The organism is Agarivorans sp. Z349TD_8, from assembly GCF_050870825.2.
GTDB lineage: Bacteria > Pseudomonadota > Gammaproteobacteria > Enterobacterales > Celerinatantimonadaceae > Agarivorans.
Genome location: NZ_CP194037.2, coordinates 1,552,820 through 1,572,709, shown reverse-complemented (window position 1 = coordinate 1,572,709; position 19,890 = coordinate 1,552,820). Strand labels below are relative to the sequence as shown.

The 19,890-nt window shown below is 42.5% G+C and carries 17 protein-coding genes; 10 read left to right on the top strand and 7 right to left on the bottom strand.

Going from position 1 to position 19,890, the window contains the following annotated elements; translation table 11 throughout:
- Window positions 1-78 precede the first annotated feature (78 nt).
- Window positions 79-813: a 30S ribosomal protein S2 gene (gene rpsB / locus ACRRS1_RS07100; protein ID WP_432453852.1), complete on the bottom strand. Its 735-nt coding sequence runs from the start codon at window positions 811-813 to the stop codon at window positions 79-81.
- A gap of 305 nt (window positions 814-1,118) precedes the next feature.
- On the opposite strand from rpsB, the gene map reads away from it, so the two are divergent.
- The 4 genes from map (at window position 1,119) to ACRRS1_RS07080 (ending at window position 6,199) form a co-directional block, all read left to right on the top strand.
- Window positions 1,119-1,913 (top strand): type I methionyl aminopeptidase, encoded by a 795-nt coding sequence (gene map, locus ACRRS1_RS07095; protein WP_432468093.1) that lies wholly within the window; start codon window positions 1,119-1,121, stop codon window positions 1,911-1,913.
- Window positions 1,914-1,945: 32 nt separating this feature from the next.
- Window positions 1,946-4,555, top strand: coding sequence for a bifunctional uridylyltransferase/uridylyl-removing protein GlnD (glnD, locus tag ACRRS1_RS07090; protein ID WP_432464692.1), 2,610 nt, complete (start codon window positions 1,946-1,948; stop codon window positions 4,553-4,555).
- Window positions 4,556-4,591: 36 nt separating this feature from the next.
- A complete protein-coding gene (gene dapD, locus ACRRS1_RS07085) occupies window positions 4,592-5,629 on the top strand; it encodes a 2,3,4,5-tetrahydropyridine-2,6-dicarboxylate N-succinyltransferase (RefSeq protein ID WP_432464691.1) in 1,038 nt (345 codons plus the stop codon).
- Between the two features lie 192 nt (window positions 5,630-5,821).
- Window positions 5,822-6,199, top strand: a complete 378-nt coding sequence (locus ACRRS1_RS07080; protein WP_432453856.1) for a DUF3461 family protein — start codon at window positions 5,822-5,824, stop codon at window positions 6,197-6,199.
- A gap of 498 nt (window positions 6,200-6,697) precedes the next feature.
- On the opposite strand, the gene ptsG is transcribed toward ACRRS1_RS07080, so the two are convergent.
- Complete coding sequence (gene ptsG, locus ACRRS1_RS07075; protein ID WP_432453857.1) at window positions 6,698-8,128, bottom strand: PTS glucose transporter subunit IIBC; 1,431 nt, start codon at window positions 8,126-8,128, stop codon at window positions 6,698-6,700.
- A 537-nt stretch (window positions 8,129-8,665) separates the two neighbouring features.
- Here ptsG and lamB point away from each other — a divergent pair.
- The gene (gene lamB, locus ACRRS1_RS07070; RefSeq protein WP_432468094.1) at window positions 8,666-9,946 is read left to right on the top strand and encodes a maltoporin LamB; all 1,281 of its coding nucleotides are present in this window, start codon (window positions 8,666-8,668) and stop codon (window positions 9,944-9,946) included.
- A 134-nt stretch (window positions 9,947-10,080) separates the two neighbouring features.
- Here lamB and ACRRS1_RS07065 read toward each other — a convergent pair whose 3' ends face one another.
- The 4 genes from ACRRS1_RS07065 to ACRRS1_RS07050 form a co-directional block, all read right to left on the bottom strand.
- The gene (locus ACRRS1_RS07065; protein WP_432464689.1) at window positions 10,081-11,061 is read right to left on the bottom strand and encodes a MalM family protein; all 981 of its coding nucleotides are present in this window, start codon (window positions 11,059-11,061) and stop codon (window positions 10,081-10,083) included.
- A gap of 106 nt (window positions 11,062-11,167) precedes the next feature.
- Window positions 11,168-12,445 carry a maltoporin gene (locus ACRRS1_RS07060; RefSeq protein WP_432464687.1) on the bottom strand — a complete coding sequence of 426 codons (1,278 nt, stop codon included), beginning with the start codon at window positions 12,443-12,445 and terminating at the stop codon, window positions 11,168-11,170.
- A 406-nt stretch (window positions 12,446-12,851) separates the two neighbouring features.
- Complete coding sequence (truC, locus tag ACRRS1_RS07055) at window positions 12,852-13,613, bottom strand: tRNA pseudouridine(65) synthase TruC (protein WP_432458999.1); 762 nt, start codon at window positions 13,611-13,613, stop codon at window positions 12,852-12,854.
- Window positions 13,606-13,923: a YqcC family protein gene (locus tag ACRRS1_RS07050; RefSeq protein ID WP_432458998.1), complete on the bottom strand. Its 318-nt coding sequence runs from the start codon at window positions 13,921-13,923 to the stop codon at window positions 13,606-13,608. The genes truC and ACRRS1_RS07050 overlap by 8 nt, the downstream gene beginning before the upstream one ends.
- Before the next feature lie 160 nt (window positions 13,924-14,083).
- Between ACRRS1_RS07050 and ACRRS1_RS07045 the strand changes: the two genes are divergently transcribed.
- The 3 genes from ACRRS1_RS07045 to ACRRS1_RS07035 are packed head-to-tail and all read left to right on the top strand — an operon-like array spanning window position 14,084 to window position 16,204.
- Complete coding sequence (locus tag ACRRS1_RS07045; RefSeq protein WP_432458997.1) at window positions 14,084-15,127, top strand: DUF3549 family protein; 1,044 nt, start codon at window positions 14,084-14,086, stop codon at window positions 15,125-15,127.
- Window positions 15,128-15,138: 11 nt separating this feature from the next.
- On the top strand, window positions 15,139-15,429 hold the full coding sequence (locus ACRRS1_RS07040) for a hypothetical protein (RefSeq protein ID WP_432453864.1): 291 nt from the start codon (window positions 15,139-15,141) through the stop codon (window positions 15,427-15,429).
- A 1-nt stretch (window position 15,430) separates the two neighbouring features.
- Complete coding sequence (locus tag ACRRS1_RS07035) at window positions 15,431-16,204, top strand: Zn-ribbon-containing protein (protein ID WP_432453865.1); 774 nt, start codon at window positions 15,431-15,433, stop codon at window positions 16,202-16,204.
- On the opposite strand, the gene syd is transcribed toward ACRRS1_RS07035, so the two are convergent.
- Complete coding sequence (gene syd, locus ACRRS1_RS07030; protein WP_432453866.1) at window positions 16,201-16,743, bottom strand: SecY-interacting protein; 543 nt, start codon at window positions 16,741-16,743, stop codon at window positions 16,201-16,203. The genes ACRRS1_RS07035 and syd overlap by 4 nt on opposite strands.
- Window positions 16,744-16,803: 60 nt before the next feature.
- Between syd and queF the strand changes: the two genes are divergently transcribed.
- Entirely contained in the window at window positions 16,804-17,670 is an 867-nt protein-coding gene (gene queF / locus ACRRS1_RS07025) for an NADPH-dependent 7-cyano-7-deazaguanine reductase QueF (RefSeq protein WP_432453867.1), read from the top strand.
- 4 nt (window positions 17,671-17,674) lie between these two features.
- Window positions 17,675-19,858: a tetratricopeptide repeat protein gene (locus ACRRS1_RS07020; RefSeq protein ID WP_432453868.1), complete on the top strand. Its 2,184-nt coding sequence runs from the start codon at window positions 17,675-17,677 to the stop codon at window positions 19,856-19,858.
- The last annotated feature ends 32 nt before the right edge of the window (window positions 19,859-19,890 follow it).

Sequence of the window (19,890 nt, the reverse complement as noted above, 5' to 3'; positions counted from 1 at the left end):
TTATCGGATAAAACTCAGGGGGCAAGTTTGCCCCCTGCTAATCTTCAAGCTCACTCAGTATTAATGCTTAAGCATTAATTACTCAGCAGCTTCCTCAACGAAACCATCTTCTTCAGCTTGTACTACGATATCTTCTTGACGACCTTGAAGAACCGTATCCGCAGCTGCGCCTAGGTACAATTTAATTGCACGGATAGCATCGTCATTACCAGGAATGATGTAATCAACACCGTCTGGAGCAGAGTTAGTATCAACCACAGAGATTACTGGAATACCTAGGTTGTTTGCTTCACGAATCGCAATATGCTCGTGTTCAGCATCAATCACAAACAATACGTCAGGTAATCCGCCCATGTTTTTGATACCACCAAGACTTTTCTCAAGCTTTTCCATTTCGCGAGTACGCATAAGCGCCTCTTTCTTGGTGAGCTTCTCGAAAGTGCCGTCTTGGCTTTGAGCTTCAAGATCTTTAAGACGTTTGATTGATTGACGTACTGTTTTCCAGTTAGTCAACATACCACCTAACCAACGGTGGTTAACGTAGAATTGATCTGAACGAAGCGCTTCAGTTTTGATCACTTCGCCTGCAGCACGCTTGGTACCAACAAAAAGAACTTTACCTTTCTTAGATGCAACTTTCTTAAGAACAGACATTGCATCATTAAACATAGGTACAGTTTTTTCTAAGTTAATGATATGAACTTTGTTACGCGCACCAAAAATGAAAGGCTTCATTTTTGGATTCCAGTAACGAGTTTGGTGACCGAAGTGTACGCCTGCTTGAAGCATATCGCGCATTGAAACGTTTGCCATTATAATTTCCTCAAATGGGGTTAGGCCTCCACACATCCCATTTTACCGACCAAACATTACTGTTCAGCACCCCGGAAAACGTGTCGATGTGTGTGTGTGTTTAAAATATAAATATTCAATTAATGTTAGCATCCGCTCAAATTCGAAAATCTGAGTAATTACTTACGGCGCGCTTTATACCATAATTCGCCTTATGGATAAAGAAAAAGGCGAAGTTTTCGCTATTTTCCTCAGCCACTACAACTCCTCGTGTCCTTACGGTAAACTAACGCCATAACCTAGGTAAATACTCAACTATTAAACTCATGAGCATAGTAATAAAAACCCCAGAACAAATTGAAAAAATGCGCGTCGCTGGTCGTTTAGCGGCCGATGTACTCACCATGATAGCGCCCTACGTCAGGGTTGGCGTCAGCACTGAAGAACTGGACCAGCGTTGTCACGATTATATCGTCAATGAACAGGTCGCCATACCTGCCCCCTTAAACTACCACGGCTTTCCAAAGTCAATTTGTAGCTCGGTCAACGAAGTGGTTTGCCACGGGATCCCTTCTGCGTCGCATATTTTGCAAGATGGCGACGTAGTGAATCTGGACATTACCGTGATCAAAGACGGCTATCACGGAGATACCTCTCAAATGTTTTTGGTGGGAGAAACTAGCCCAGCCGATAAATTGCTCTGTCGCGTCACCCAACAAGCCCTTTATCAAGCGATAAGAGTGGTGAAGCCAGGTAATAAAGTTTGCGACATTGGTAACGCAATTCAGAAATATTTGAAAAAAGGCAATTATCGTTATGGCATCGTGGATAATTTTTGTGGCCACGGCATCGGTGAGGGCTTTCATGAAGAGCCACAGATTATGCACTACCGCAATAATGACCGTACCGTGCTAAAACCGGGGATGTGTTTCACGATTGAACCGATGATCAACCAAGGTAAGAAAGGTAACTGGGTTGATGAAGAAGATGGCTGGACAGCAAGAACCAGCGACGGCAAAAATTCAGCCCAATGGGAGCATACCCTGCTGGTGACTAATGATGGCGTCGAAGTGCTGACTTTAAGAGACGAAGAAGACTTTCCTCGCATCATTAAGTATTAGTGTTAATTCATTTTAGTCACACAGGTTAAGTCATGGAAACGACGTTAGTATCCCCGCCCTTACCCAAGCCAGATGAGATATCGTTAAGCAGCTGTAAGTCGTATCTTGACCAATTACAAGAATACCTAACAGACCAATTTGACCAAGGCGTACATGTTGTCGAATTGGTTCTGTTGCGTTCGCGAAAGATGGACTTATTACTCACCCAATTGTGGCAGCACTTCGGCTTGGCCGATGAGTCGGCAATCTCTTTGCTTGCCGTAGGCGGATATGGCCGCGGAGAACTTCACCCGCGTTCTGATATTGATATATTAATCCTTAGCCAACAAGCTGCGGCAAGTCAGATTGCAGACAAAATTAGCGCCTTTATTACCTTTCTTTGGGATATTCGGCTCGATGTTGGACAAAGTGTCCGTACGCTAGATGAATGCCTAGAGCTAGGCTTAATAGACATCACCATCGCCACCAACTTACAAGAATCCAGATTGTTGTTTGGTGACAGAGCACTTTATCAAAAACTTTGTTTAGCTGTATGCGCCGATAGTTTCTGGCCAAGTGATTCTTTTTTCCAAGCGAAGAAACAAGAACAGCTGACTCGACATCGCCAATACAAAGGCAATGCTTATTCTTTAGAACCCGATATTAAAGCCAATCCTGGCGGTTTACGTGACATTCAAACCATTTGTTGGGTTGCCGGCCGGCACTTTGGCAGTAGCGATTTAGAAGAGCTCACCAAACAAAACTTCTTAACTCAAGCAGAATGTAGAGAGTTACAGGACTGTCGTGATTTTCTGTGGCGAGTCCGTTTTGCTTTACATATTCACTTACCCAAGAGTGATGACCGACTACTATTTGATCGGCAACTAGCTGTCGCAAAGTCACTGGGTTATAGCGGCCAACACAACGCTCCTGTAGAGCGGCTCATGAAGCATTTTTTCCAAACAATACGACGAATATCTGAGCTCAATGAGATGCTACTTCAGCTATTTGATGAAGCAATCTTGGGTAATACCGCCATGGATGTGCGGGTCGTCGACCAACACTTTATGCTACGTGGCAATCTCATCGACAGTAACGATGCCCAGTTGTTTCTTCAACAACCCGAACAAATCATCATGATGTTCTTGCACATCGCTGAAAACCCCAAGATCACGGGGATTTACTCAGCGACCCTTCGCCAGCTCCGTGAGGCCAGACGGCGTTTAACCCATTGGCTTCAAGATGATGCTGAGTGTCGATATTATTTTAAACAACTAATCAAACATCCCAACGTCACTGGTTTACCGTTAAGTTTGATGCATCGCTACGGCGTGCTTTCGACCTATTTCCCGGCCTGGAGTCGAATTGTTGGACAGATGCAATTCGATTTATTTCATGCTTTTACCGTCGACGAGCATACCCATCGCCTGATAACCAAGATCCATTCCTTCAATGACACAGAGACTAAAACGGTCCATCCGCTGTGTTGCGAAATTTACCCTCGACTAGAGCGCCCCGACTTATTGGTTCTGGCTGCAATATTCCATGACATTGCGAAAGGCCGTAAAGGTGATCATTCCATCTTAGGTGCCGTTGATGCAGAAGAATTTTGTTTAGCGCATGGTTTTAGTAAACCCTCAGCAAGAACCGTTGCTTGGTTAGTCAAACACCATCTACTGATGTCTGTGACCGCACAACGACGTGATATTTATGATCCCGAAGTGATCGCTACATTTGCCAAAACCGTTCGCGATCAACGTCATTTAGATATGTTATTGTGCTTAACAGTTGCAGATATTTGTGCCACTAACGATGATACTTGGAATAGTTGGAAACGAACGCTATTACATGAACTTTACAGTGCCACTCAAAAAGCCTTGCGTCGTGGTTTAGAAAATCCTGTCGATATTCGTGGCGTAATCCGTGATAAGCAACAGAAAGCGATCGAACGGCTTGCCTTAAAAGGCTATTCCGAAGAACAAACCCGTATTCTATGGCAGCGTTTTAGGGCCGACTACTTTTTACGACATACACCGCAGCAAATTGCTTGGCATAGTGACCATTTATGGGGCCACAGTGACGAGCAACCATTGGTTTTAGTAAGCCGCAGAGCGACCCGTGGCGGTACTGAGATTTTTATCCACTGCCCCGACATCCCTCACTTATTTGCATCGGTGGCTGCTGAACTCGATCAAAAAAACCTCAATATTCACGACGCTCAAATCATGTCGAGTCGCGACGGATTTGTATTAGATACCTTTATGGTGCTGGACCGAGAAGGCCAACCGTTATCAGTTGAACGTGGTATATTGTTACAACAAACACTCGCAACCAAATTACACGTTGCGGTGCCCATCGATCTAAAACAACGTCGTGTCCCCAGACAAGTGCAACAGTTTTCTATTGCGCCTCGAGTTGAATTTTTACCCACAAAAGGGAAACGGACTTTAATTGAAATCATTGCTTTGGATAAGCCTGGCCTAGTGGCTCGGATCAGTGCAGTCTTTCAATCTTTTAATTACACCATTCATGCAGCTAAAATCACCACTATTGGTGAAAAAGCCGAAGATTTCTTTAGTATTAGTAATGCTGAACGGGAAAAACTTAGTCCAGAACAAAAGCAACAGCTTAAATCTATTCTGGAACAAGCACTCAAACAATAATATTTATGCAGACTCAAACAATAAATGGAGACAATCATGTCTAAAGACTTTTTTAGTTACGCCATTGGCGTTGGCAGTAAAAACGCAAATGGCCAATGGCTAGAAGTTTTTTACCCAAGCCCTGTATTACACCCAAGCAAAGCAGAAGTATGTGAATTGACTAAGGGGCTCAATTATACCTCGGGAAAACAAGTAATAGAGCTTGATGACGCAGCAATGACTAGCCTACTGAACAATGCTAAATCCTTGGGGCTAAACGCGCAAGTGAGTGCCTTAGAAGCTTTAGCCAGTAGCCAACAACCTCGTGTATTGTGTTTACTCGAGGAAGATAATGCAGCCGAGTCCACTCCAGAAGCCTATCTAAAACTGCATTTACTGTCGCATCGTTTAGTCAAACCACATGGGACTGACTTAAGTGGTATCTTTGCGGTATTGCCAAATGTTGCATGGACTAACCAAGGCGCTATCGACCTAAGCGAGCTACCGGCTCGCCAACTGGAAGCACGAGCCAAAGGCGAGTTACTGCAAGTTAGTTCAGTGGATAAGTTCCCTAAAATGACCGATTACGTTGTGCCGAATGGGGTACGTATCGCTGCGACCTCTCGGGTACGCTTGGGAGCCTATCTTGGTGAAGGCACAACCGTCATGCATGAGGGTTTCTGCAACTTTAATGCGGGAACCGCTGGCACCAGCATGATTGAAGGGCGGATATCTGCTGGTGTATTTGTTGGCAAAGGCTCCGACCTTGGTGGTGGTTGCTCAACTATGGGTACCCTCTCTGGGGGCGGTAACATGGTAATTGCGGTAGGAGAAGAATCACTAATTGGTGCTAATGCCGGAACAGGTATCCCCTTGGGTGACCGCTGTACCATCGAATCAGGCCTATATATTACAGCAGGAACTAAAGTCATCTTAATCGATGAAAACAAACAATCGCTTGGAACCGTTAAGGCCCGTGAATTAGCAGGTAAATCAGACCTATTATTCCGCCGTAATAGTATCAGTGGTGCCATCGAGTGCCTAACCAATAAAACAGCAATTGCGCTAAATGAAGCGCTGCACGCCCATAACTAAGCCATCATACAACCAAGTGGCGCTCAGCCATTTGGTTGTATCTAAATATTTCATCATCAAATTCAAAAAACCACTTATTTCAGATTCCTTCTGATCCCTAATGCGCTATGCTGCTAATAACAGGCTCTGCAGTATGTTGCGGTGGCAGCTGTTCCAGTCTTCAGTTTAGCGATTTGTTATGAAGGAAAATCTATGTACGACAATCTAAAAAGTATTGGCATCACCAACCCAGCAGATATAGAGCGTTACAGCCTTCGCCAAGAAGCGATGTCTGACACACTAAAAATATACTTCCATAAAGAAAAAGGTGATTTTTTAACACGCAGTGTTAAGTTTAAATACCCTCGCCAAAAGAAAACCGTATTAGTGGATGGTGGACGTGGTACCTATAAAGATGTCTCTGAAATCAACACCAACCTGCGCTTTATTGTTGAAGAATTAGACAAAATCACCCGCCGAGATCAACAGGAAAAAGATACCAAACAGCAAGTGCTGGCAGAGCTGCGACATCTGGAAAAAGTAGTGAGTAGCAAAATTGCTGAAATTGAAGCTAAGTTAGAAAGACTTTAAGCAATAAATATTAACTCCCCTAATATTATCGCTTGGCACTTATTTCAGTATAAACGCTCGATGCACTTCCATCGGGCGTTTTGTATTTTAGGCTGAAATAAAAATATTAACAAGTTTATCGATTGATACCAATCTAACTCATTATCTGTTCATTGTTACTGCCCAAATCACCGCAAACTAGGTTATGTATCTTACAATTAGCGCTACTCATGACTGCACTTCATGCCTCGTTATCAGCACAATTAGTTGCTCATATCATGAATCAGATTGGTATTAGCAGAGCTGCACCATTCGTCATGTCTACAACCAAGCTTAAATTCACTTCTCTAGTACTAAAGAATAAACCGATGATATCTAATAGCGATCACTGGTATTCATAGCCGACGAACACATAATGAAGCCTAGTCTTTTAAGTTAGGGTCGTACCACCAACAAAGCGTACTTTTTATTATCAAATAAAAAGGAGGCCTAAGCCTCCTTTTCTAGATATTTAAAAACTTATACCGTTTTTAAATAACTTTCCATGTCAGTTTTTAGGTTATCAGATTTAGTACCAAAAATGGCTTGAACACCTTGGCCCGCGATCACCACACCAGCAGCACCTAAGGATTTCAGTGCCGGCTGATTAACGGACTCAACCGATTTCACTTGAATACGTAAGCGAGTAATACATGCATCTAAGCTAACGATGTTGTCTTTACCGCCAAAAGCATCCACTAAACTTTGAGACATTTTATCTTCAGATATAACGCCAATCTCAGCGCTGTCTTCGTCTTCACGACCCGGAGTTTTCAGGTCAAATTTAGCGATCACAACACGGAATACAACATAGTAAAGAGCTGCATAGCAGATACCCACAACAGGGAATAACCAAAGTTTCTGAGCGTTACTTGATAACACGATGAAATCAATTAAACCATGTGAGAAAGAAGTACCATGAACCATGCCTAAGCTATTAGTAATAACAAAAGCAAAACCAGCTAACAGCGCGTGAATCGCATATAACAATGGCGCAACAAATAGGAATGCAAACTCAATTGGTTCGGTGATACCAGTTAGAAATGATGTCAATGCCGCAGACACCATAATACCACCAACTTTAGCGCGGTTCTCTGGTTTAGCAGCATGCCAAATCGCAATAGCCGCTGCAGGTAAACCGTACATTTTGAACAAGTAGCCACCCGCTAACTGACCAAAACCGTTACCAGCGACACGTGACGCTTCATCGGCCTGTAGGTAACAAGTCAATACACCGTGAGCAATCTCACCGGAAGCTGTCGTACAAGTTCCCGCTTCGAAGAAAAATGGCACGTTCCAAACATGGTGAAGACCGAATGGAATGAGTGAACGCTCAACGATGCCGTAAATGCCAAAGGCTAATGTTGGGTTTTGTTCTGCCGCCCAATGAGAGAATACCGCAATGCCATTTCCAATAGGAGGCCAAATAAACGCAAGCGCAACACCTAAAAATATGGTTAGGAAACCAGTGATAATCGGCACACTACGTTTACCAGCAAAGAAGCCTAAATACGCTGGAAGCTGGAGTCGGAAGAAACGGTTAAAGGCCCAAGCTGCGACGCCACCTGATAGGATACCGCCGAGCACACCTGTATTAATAGAATCAACGCCCATAACCACTGCCATAACAGTTAGTGTTTTGGACATAATGTAAAAGCCAACAATAGATGCTAACGCAGCAACACCATCGTTATTGGTAAAACCAAGAGCAACACCCACAGCGAATAGCAACGCCATATTACCGAATACAGCATCACCTGCATTCATCATGAGTTGCGATATGATGTGAGGCATCCAGCTAAAGTCAGCTGCGCCAACCCCTAGCAAAATACCCGCAACCGGTAACACTGATACGGGTAGCATCAATGCTTTACCTACCTTTTGCGCTTGCGCAAACAAATTTTTAAACATAGTAAGCTCCTAAAGGGCTGTTTGTTGTACAAAATATAGCCTTGGTAATAAATTGACGATACGACCAACTTATTACCAGATTAAATATTTACTTCAAAGTCACCGCTAAATTGTTTATCGCGATTTCTGGGCGTAAGTGTAGGGGCATACGTTTCAAAAAAATGCGATTTAGAACAAGTTAAAGCCCTCATTTTGTAACAGTTTGTAACGACTTTATACCTTGTTGATAAATTAGCTTTTTTTGGTAACAAAGTACGATTATCAATGAGTTCTAAGCCACTACAGCTCACTAGTAAAAACCTCAAATTTTGATATAAAAATCTATTTTAAATAAAAAATAAAAATTAAATGACCAAAAAAATTTGAATTTATCAGCACTGAAAGGATTTTCATATTATTTGTGTGAGCAAGATCTCAAGACAAATTTACAAACTACTGAGACAATTTATTTCGACATATTATTTTACAATGGATATAAAATTCAGCACAGGATGCTGGCGTGTCGTCATTAACTATTTAAAATACAAGGTCCACTCAATGAAGTTAAAAACACTATCTCTTGCTTTGGCAGCTGCAACAATATCCTCTCAAACCTTTGCGATTAATCCTGAGTTTCACGGTTATATGCGATCAGGCATTGGTGCAACTGGTTCCGGAGGCGATCAAATGTGCTTTCAAGCCGATGGATCGCCCTACAAACACCGCTTAGGCAACGAATGTGAAACCTATGCAGAAATAGGTTTAAAAGCCAATGCTTGGGAAGAAGGTAACCAAAAGATGTCGGTGAATACTCTCTTCGCTTATTCAGTTGCCCAAGAAAAAGATTGGGAAGCTGAAGCCCCCGCGACTCGCGAAATGTATGTTGCCGGTGAAAATATGATCGAATCATTGGCTGGTGCAAACATCTGGGCCGGAAAACGTTATTACCAACGTCGAGACGTGCATCAAATCGATTACTACTACTTAGCAAATGCCGGAGCTGGTGGAGGGATAGAAAATATAAACCTTGGTTTTGCAAAACTTTCTGCCGCATGGATCCGCAATACAGAAGAAGCTTATTTCACCAACAAACAACAACCCATTGTAAATGATGAAGGATTAGAAAATTACTCAGGTAACAATATTGATTTACGTTTAGATGGTATTCAAACCAATCGAGATGGTTACTTAGGTATTGCTACAATTTACGGTGCATACAGCGACCAACAAGGTCAAGACTTCGCAGGTCAACAGCCCAACCACAATTTTGAAAACAGTGGACTCTTCATTCTTGCAGAACATACTCAAGAAAACTTCTTTGGTGGCTTTAATCAACTCTCTATCACCTATGCGACGGACGCAATGGCGAAAATTGGAGCTTTTGGTCAACTTAGCGGATTCAACTATAAAGAAACCAGCTCAAACCAAGCCAGCTATTACCGGATACTGAACCACGGTATGCTCAGCTTTTCTGAGCAGAATCTGGCCCTTACTTACGTGGTTAACTACGAGAACTACGATAAGGACGACCAACAGGGATCTTCATTATTCACGGTTGGTGTTCGCCCACAATACAACTGGAATAATCACTTATCGACTATCCTCGACGTGGGTTACGACATCGTTGAATTCCAAGATGTGGCAAAAGCCAACGGTGAACAAGACAATAAACTCGCGAAGGTAACACTCGCGCAGCAATGGCAAGCAGGCCCAAGTGTATTTGCCCGCCCAGCGTTACGTGCATTTGCCACTTACGCTAAGTCTGATCAACGGATCTCCCGTGACACAAGCTCTAAAGATGAATTAACTTTTGGTCTACAAGCGGAAGCCTGGTGGTAAGCTAAACAGGAATTTTACTCACTCAAAATAAAGGCCACCATATATCGGTGGCCTTTAGCAATAAGCGAGATTAAAAGTTTTTTTGCGATAAACCGAGCTAGGCTCACTCACGATATCCACATAAATGAATATTATTAATTTTTAACTGCTTTAATAAAAGTATCACGAGCCGTCTGAGAGCCAGCATATTCGGCTTCTTCAACCAATTGTAAGGCCTTTTCAATATGACCGTCAGTCACCATTTTTTGGATCAACTGATTATAAAATAGTTCGGTTTCGGCCAACATTCCAGAATGGCGCTTACTGCGATGGTCACGAATAACTGGCTCACCAACTGCAGACTGACTAACAACCGCTTTCTGATTCGCTTGAACAGCCACTGCGGGAGTTGCATTTGAGCTGGAACTACTAAATAAAGGTCCAGATAACCAGTTAAGCGAATTTTCTGCGACATTAAACTGAACCTCAACCACACCTGTTGCTACATTGGGAAGCATCGGATCAGGGATCTGAGGGATATCATTGCCTCTTGCTTCTGCCTCCACCTTGGCTGGATGCGTGATCTGAGTTTTGCCCGTTTTTAAGGCATCCGTCGTATAAATAAGTAAGTATTCTTCCTTTTCTTGCGGGAGAGCCGCTCGGCGGATCGAAAAACTAGAGGTCAAGCGGTCGCGGCTAAAGCCTCTTGCTGGTTTATAAATAAAATTCTTTCCAGGAACCACGCGTGTGACTTCAAAATTACTATTTAATAGTACGACTTTTGGGGCAAATAACGATTCACGAATATAACTCGACACCGTAATTGGAAAGTCTGTGGTACTGTTTGGAATTTTATAAGCTAGAAAAAAACTTTTCCCACTATCGAAATTAAACGCAGGACTCCCTTTCCCAAGCACTTCATCAGCTAAATAATTAAAGTCTACAGTTTTATAATCAATATCCGCTAAGGAATTGCAACATAAAGCAGCAGAATCCAAAAGTTGATTTGAAACTTGAGGACTATAGTAATAGTCACCACTACCACCACTTACATTCAATCCTTTAAGTCCATTATTAGAGGAACATGCACTCAAGACCAATGCGGCCACTACTATCCAAAACCAATTATGTCGCACAAGAGACTCCCTTAAATAAACAAAAAGACCCTCAAAATAATATGTTTTTGAGGGTCTGGCTAGATAAAATATCAGTTTGTTTGAACTATAGTGTATCGGCTAAGCCTTACCACCAAGCTTCCACTTGTACACCGTATTCAAACTCGTTGTTTTTACCTTTAGCTAAGCTATCATTTTCATGGTCTTTCACATAAGAACCAAATAAGCGGATTTCAGGACGAGCCCAGAAACCAGGACCCGCGGAGATCGCTTGTGCTAAAGTCAACTTACTGTTTTTAGATTTACCCCATGAATCATCATCGGCATCATAGTAACCATACTCTAGAATAGTTTTGTGATAATCGCTCCATTTATAACTTGGGCGCACAACTGCATTCCAGTAATTATGGCTGCTGGCAAAATCATCGCGATCATAGGAAGCATAAACAGCCGCGTAAGCCAAATCTACAGACTTACCAAAGGTGACCACACCATGATCAATTACACGATATGCCTTACCACCATGACCACTGTTCTCAGAACCATACCAGTTACCACCACCAGTGTAACGAAGGGCATGTGCGTAACCTTCTGTACCATACTGAACCACAAATTTGTTAAAGCCGCCAGCAATACCAGTGGTCAACTGCGAGGTTAACATTACACCTGATTTTTCACCCTTATTTTCTGCGTCTTGCGCTTCAGTCTTATTGACGTAAGCATAAGTTACACCAAAGTCAAGGGTATTCGAACCACCGATCGACAAGCCAGTATAGCGAACATCAAACAAGTTTTGGTTACGAGCAGAACCTGTACCTTCTACATAATCACCGTTGCTATCATGACTTGCCTTAGTTACAAAGCCTTCTTGACGATCACTGCGAGTCCAGGCAAAACTCAGATTACCAGGGCCCACTGGGATATCTTCAATCCCTGCACCTGGACCTGAAACATCCCAGTAATAAAAGTCAAGAATATGAATATCGTTACGTTTATAGAAACGTTTACCCGCCCAGACAGAAGCGTCAGGAGCGAAAGGTAGAACGCCTTTTGCAACAACGTTCATTTCACGAATGGCGATATCTGTATCACCATCCTCATTATTACCAGTACCTGTCTTCGTCCCTTCCCAGTCATTATTTTGGTTAGATGTATAAGCAAGATTGCTACCAAAATCAAATTTAACTCCGCCTTTACTATATAGCTCTTGGCCTAGAATTAATTCTGCGTAGGTGTCACATTCATTACCTAAACGACCAACGTAAGTTTTGCTAACAGAACAGCTTTGGCCTCCATCGGCACCAAGGCCAATACCTGAGCGCATATAACCGTGAAAATCAACTGCGAAGGCGCTTGAAGAAATTGTTGCGGCAGCGACTGCTACAGCAAGTGTTTTCAGTTTCATAATCTAATCCTTTTCCTTTTGTATACTCATCCCTTACCTTGAACGGTAAGCGCTAACGGCGCATTTGTAAGTGTGCTTATAACCGCTAACTGAGGAGGATTATAGGGAGCAGGATCCCTCGCAACCTTGAACTGGATCACAGTTTAATTTTTATGAAAATGGCTTGAAAACAAGGTATTTAGCGATAAATCTTGCGTTAGATCACGTTGAAGACTGTCAGCGACAAAACACTTGAAAATGTTTTCAAGCACATTGAAAACCCTTTCAGTAGTCAAATAACCAAATTTATAACTAAAAGTTAAAGTAAAACCCTAAAGGTGGTAATTTTATTACGCGACAATGAAAACCCTTTCATGGTTCAAAAAAGCTTTCCGTTTTGTGATATGTATCACACATAATAATGGAACTAATTCCAAGACATCAGCTTAAATAGCTTAATCCAGCGCTCAGGAAGGGGACTCTCTATCAGAATATCTTTAGCAGAATAAGGATGCACAAAACCAATTTGCTTAGAAATCAACCAAAGCCCTGGGTGCCCTAAGCTTTTAAACAGTCGATTATGTCGCCCATCACCATAGGTGGTGTCACCAATAATATGGTGACTCAGGTGATGCATATGCCGACGCAGTTGGTGCTTTCTTCCTGTTCTAGGTTTCAAACTCAACAAACTATATCGTGATGTTGCAAATTTTCCACTCGGGTAAGGTAACTCGACCTGAGCTAAACCACGATAACAGGTAAAGGCCGACTGAGCTGGTTTATCCTGTTGGGCCCTTCCATCGACCATCTTGTCGTGCTTTTCTTTTAATGGGTAATCCAACTGATGCTCGCCTTCCACATAACCTCTAACCACCGCTAAGTACTCTTTATATACTCGGTGACTGGCGAACTGCTCTGCCAATTTTTTTGCTGCCTCCGAAGAGGTTGCCATCACCAAAACTCCACAGGTAGGACGGTCGAGTCGGTGTACCGGGTAAACATAATGACCCAATTGATCGCGTAAAATTTGCAGCGCAAATTGAGTGGCTTCTTTAGCTATCCAACTACGATGAACCAATAAGCCTGCTGGTTTATATATCGCAACATAGTGCTCATCTTGATATAACACGGTCAATTCACAAGGGATCGCTTCAACCAGCTCTGTGTTTAAATCTAGGTTTTCAGTCATCGTTAAAACTCTGATCAAATAGGCTCAAAAGCAACAACAAATCACGATTGTCCTTTGGAGAGTGTTTCAATGCCTCTTCGGCATAGGGCGTGATAGCAATGCGGCGAGGCAGCGGGCGACCTTCATCCAATAAAGTATGCAGCCGAGGCAGCAAAATAAACTGTAGCCACTGCTCTAAGTTCAGTGTATCTACACAAAATGGTTGAGTGCTTTGTAATAAATCGGGATGAGGCGGTAAATCTTGCCAACATTGATTTTTCTTTAAGCAGCGCTCAATGGCGAATAACTGCTCTCTGATCTTAAAACGCATACAATGTTAATCTTAAAAGCCGCGATTATAACATTGCTTACTGGTGAACGGCAGCTTAACGCTGCATAAGCTAAAGCTTCCCCAATAATTGCTCTCAAGAAGATAAATGTGGATACTGAGGCCAACAGCGTCAACTCAAAACAAAAACTAATCTTAAGTTATGAATAATACAAACACACTAAGTGACATCCTGTTGCTTTCCGGCAGTGAACTACGCGTCTATGAAATGGGCAGACAAATTCAGCAGATTGATAATCAAGATTTCCAAAAAGTTGAAACTAATGACTTACCCTACCCCGCGCCAATTCAACAGCAAGCTCGATTTGCTTTATGTTTTTGGCAAAAGCAGCAAGCCAATACCCCCTATATCTGGTTTTTACAATTCCCGGTTGATGAACAAGGTTTCATACAACTCGGGGCACGTGACCAGTTTATTCAATTGGTGATTGAAGCCTTGGGGCAACAGCTTGACCAACAACCCAATCAACAGCAACAACAAGCTTTAGCAAATAACCAGTACATTTTTAAGCCGATTGAAGAAAAATTGGCTTATTTTAATGCGCTCTATAAAAAGCATTGCGCACTGCCACCTTCCAAACATTACCCGTCAGTACGGGGCTACTTACAAGGCTCCGCTTGGGATAAATGGCCGCAGCTAGCTCTACAGGGGCTCGCCGATATTGTTGCTCGGCTCGATAGAGATGATAATAGTAAACTACTGGCAAAGGCTTTCCCTCACTTACCAATGGAAGTCGCAAACAAAACTCTAGAGTTACTGGAACACGCCAGTATCGATCAACAACTCAGTCACGTGATTGCACAACAGCACACTCTAACTTTGACAAGAGATGAGAATTTAGCGAGCCTTTACCTTCGAGCCTTAGCGGGTTGTACCGTTCCCAGCATAGTGAACAAAGCCCTCAACGCTCAGCTCGGAGCTGCCCAGTCAATCCATAGCTTTATTGCCATTGCTGGTCGCTTATGGCGTGTTTTAGAACAACCACACCAGCTCAGAATATTTCTTGAGGCTCTCGCAACACAACAAGATGACCAATTATTTCAGCAAATCTTTGCTGATCTGGTGTTTATTCCTTCGTTACGCAGCTTCGTTCTCGCCCAATTGAGGGATCCCAACAACAGCACCAATTTACAAGCAGCGATTCAACAGTTAGTGCGAAGTTACCAACCTGCTACCAGCCACTAAGGTCCATCAAGATGTCACAAAATATCGTTCTATTAGCTATCAAATCCCTGATTGACGAGAATAAGCAACCCAGCTTAGCGCTGATTAAAGCTCGGCTCAGTGTTCGCCAACCCATGCCAGTCGTTATCGCCGCATTGAATGCCTATAAACGAGATCCGACTATCATCAAGCAACTCACCATAGAGCAGCCCGTAACGACTAACAAAAGCGAGCGACAATCATTGGAGCAGCGTATCACGCATTTAGAATCGCAGCTTGCGCTGTTAGTCACTCGTATTAATCAACTTGAGTCAAAATCCTAAGATGTATCTCGCAATCATAGAGCTAGAATGCTTTGCTGATACCACCATTAGCCAAGCAGAAAAAGCAATTAACCAACTACTTGATTGCTGGCGCTATAACGGTCAGATCATTGGTCGAGAATTTCCAATAGTCTTAAAAGATGCCGTATTTAGTGTCCGAGTGCTTTGTCCAGAAGTCGATAGTCTACAAGAAAACTATCAGAGTCAGCAGGTCAAACACGCCAAACAGGCCCTAAGCGAAGCAAGTTTACTCAGCCCCAAAGTAAAAATATTAGGCCGCGACATTAATGCCGATGACAGTGATAATTGCCTTAGCCCCTCGTGGCAAATTCTCTATACCAATTATTTACAAACCTGTTCTCCGCTGCGTTGTGGAGAACACTTTACACCGATGCCCCTTTATCACTTTCCTGCCGTTGCAAATGGTGACCATCGACAGTTGATAAAATGGCAAGAAGACTGGTCTGCTTGCGACCAATTGCAAATGAATGGCAGTATATTGGAGTTCAGTGCTATACAAGAAATAAGTAGTACCCATAGCCGCTTATTTCAACGCGGCTCAGATTTATGCAAGCGCCTAGAATACTTAACGAAGACCCCGACCTACTTATATTTATATCGCGTCGGCGGCGACAGCTTATTAGCCGAAAGCCAACGTCACTGTCCCAGCTGCAACCAGCCATGGCGATTAACAGAAAACCTACACGATATTTTAGACTTTAAATGCGAACGCTGCCGCTTGGTATCGAATATCTCTTGGGATTTTAAATCTTAGTCCGCTAAGCTCAATTGCTCTAAAAACTCATCAAGCGTGCTCGCCAGCACGCGCTCAACCCCCTTACCTAACTGCTCAAGTAACACTTCACCGCTATTATTATCAATACTCACGATTTGCATTTCGTCATCAGTTGTCGCAATAAATACCGTTGGAGGCTGCTTTAAACGACGCTGCATGAGTAAATGACCTATCATATTTTCCAACAATAGCTCGAAATCTTGCTCATTCCACGGTTGAACTAATTCAATGCGATTATTTTGAAAATTAACTACCAGGCTTGAGGCATAATAATCGCCATAAAAAGATTTAATACTTGGATGTAGTGTCAATTCTAAAGCCGTTTCGATACCACTAAAATCTGCAACTATTTTCCGAACAACCGGGTGCCAATCGACTTGCTGTTGTTGAGGAGAGCTTAGAATACATGGTGAAAGCCATTGTTCATCATAATCGAGTTTAGGGTAGCTCGAATTTTGCCATTGCTGTTCAAACTTCGCATAAATAGAGGCCAGTGGTGAGGATATCGTACTGCTCATTGATGTGTTTCGTTTCGATTTAAGATAAACTAAGCCTAACCAATTCGATCGAATAAAACCATGACAAAACAGCCTGTAAACACCACTGAACAGCTAAAAGAGCGATTAAGTCTCGGTAAACCGACCGACTACATTAGTCATTATTCACCGCAACTGTTACAAGGCGTACCACGCCAATTAAATCGTCAACAATTAAATATTGTAGAAGCGCAAACACTGCCCTTTTCGGGATATGACTTATGGAACCTCTACGAACTCTCGTGGCTAAATGAGAACGGACTTCCAACCGTAGCCGTCGCTGAAGTGAAAATAATGGCTAGCTCTCGATGTTTGATCGAATCAAAATCATTCAAGTTATATCTCAATAGCTTTAACCAGAGCCACTTTGCCAACTTTTCTGCCGTTGAAAAAGTACTAAGACGCGATCTAGCGCAATGCGCCGAAGGTGAGGTAGAAGTAACACTGAGCAACATTGATAGCACCTTCGACACTCGCCCGATACCGGGCCTAAATATCGACCTGCAAGATGATATTAAAATTTTAAGTTATCAACTCGATCCTTCTTTACTTGAAGGTGCCGCAGATCCTAATCTTATCGTACATGAATCACTTAACAGCCACTTGCTCAAGTCTAACTGTTTGGTAACCAATCAACCAGATTGGGCAAGTTTATATATCGATTACCAAGGGCCTAAAATCAATCAGCAAGCCTTATTAAAATATCTAGTCTCATTCCGCCAACATAATGAATTTCATGAGCAATGTGTTGAAAGAATTTTCACCGACCTAAAACATTATTGCCAGCCCAAGACGCTCACAGTCTATGCCAGATATACGCGGCGTGGCGGCTTAGATATTAATCCAATGCGCAGCGATGATCCCCTAGCAAGCACAAAACTAGGAAATTGGCGCTTAATTCGCCAATAATATAATGCCCAATTTCTCGCTAAAATCGTATTTATGGTTTGCCCTTGTATTACTCTGCGGGCCGTTTTCTGCCAATAGCTGGGCCTATGAAAATGGCTTTATCAATGTTCCTAAAACATTAGAACCGTTACGCCAACAGCTGATAGCCAACCCTAGGAATTGCCTAGAACATTTAGCGAAAACACTGAACCAACAGGAGACGACCACTGAGCAAACGGTAACAACAGGTACAATCGACATACTCCGCTATCAAATTGCCGCTTTATGTGCCTACCGCACCAATAATCCACAACAAGCTCAGGTCTATATTCATCACGCCATTCGCTTAGCAAAACAACAGCCAACCCATTTAACTCAAGCCTATATTATTGCAGCACTGGCCATGAGTAGTGACCCCAAATGGGCAATACAGGCACAAGATTATATCGCTTTAGCACAAGCTGGTATCGAAAAACTAAAGATCTTCCCCTTATCTAACATGCGCTTTCAACTACAAAAAGTGCAAGCGCTTTACTACCAAAACCAAGGTAAAAATAACGAAGCCAAAAACCATCTATTAAAAGCGAAGGAAGAGGCTTATACCAGTAAATCACCGATACTCAGGGCGTGGTCTGAAGCCTTACTGGCAGATTATTACTTGTTAAATAAACAGCCTGAATTAGCGCTCAATCACCTAACAGAGGCGGAGTTAGATGATCAAGACATCCACAATAATGAAGCCTTGCTACTCAACAGCAAACTCAAAGCCAATATGGCACAGGTCTATTTGGAGCAAGGTGAGCTGGTTATCGCTCAGCAGTTTCAACAGGATGCCATCGATGATGCAGCAAGTCTCAATAATCTCGATCTACAGGCTGAAGAAATAACTAAACTAGCGGATATGACCAAGCTCGCCAAGGACAATGACGCAGCTCTGGTGCACTATCTAAATGCAAAAGAAATAGCAAAGGCCAATCATAACTTACCGCTATTGGCCGACATTGAACTGCGCCTAGGCAGCACCTATATGGAATTCACAGACTACACGCCAGCTTTAGTTCATCTACAAATCGCTAGACAATTATTTACTCGATTAAATCAACCCAGTAAATTGTTACATAGCTTACTACTGTTAGGCGAATTACATATCAACAACCATGAGAGTGGCTTAGCTATTTTACAACTAGAAAAAGCCGAAGCTTTAGCCAACACCATTGGCTTATCGAATAGCCATAGCAAAGTATACAAGTTACTCACCGAAGCCTACGAGCAAAATGGCAATTACGCCCTCGCCTTAGAAGAATTTAAAATTTACCACAGCTTAAACCAACAATATCAACAGATAAGTAACGAGCTAAAACGTGAACAATTTAAGCAACACTATCAGTATATTGAACAAGCCCAACAGTTATCCGACCTGACCAAAGAAAAAGCCTTAATACAGCAACAAAGTAGCTTTCAGCAACTGGTCTTAGTCTTAGTCTGCGTTTTTGCAGTGATGATATTATTTTTATTCTTAATCACTAGGCAGAAACTGTTATCAAGAAAAGCCTTAGTGAGGCATCTAAACCAACAGCTGAACCAGCATCCCATTACGGGTTGGCAACAACTAGCCAACAGCGATAGCCCCTTACAATATTTACGCAAGCAACATCTCTCATCAACGCAATCACCGCAAGTTCTGTTGCTAATATCTATTGAGCATCTCAGCACCGTTGGCCAACACAGCTTAGGGTTTAAACTTCGTAGGGAATTCAACAAAAATGTGATTGAAGCGCTGATAACTCAGTTTGATAAAGATTATCAGTTAGGACATATCAACGATCATCAGCTACTTATTTGCCTCTCTTTGAAGCAACTATCCGCAGAACAAATTTGCAGAATGGTGGTTGATGAAGCAGAAAGATATGCTATAAAGCAAAAGCTTAAGTTGATAATTTCGATTGGCACTTGTATTGCCCCATTTTTAACTAAAGCCGAAGATGCAATTGACGATAGCGGAATGACCGAAGTTTTATGGCTCGCTTTAGAAGGGGCTCAACAACTATCTGCTCACACGCAACAGAACCAATGGGTAGAGTTAACAGCAATGAAAGGTTCACATGCTGCATTTTTCTGTAGTGATATAAGACAAGATGTAAAACAGGCAATAAGCAAGGGCTTAGTAAAAGTGAATTCATCCACTGATAAGAGCATAATCAATTGGTAGGTATAGATGACTATTTGCCTTAACATTTGCAG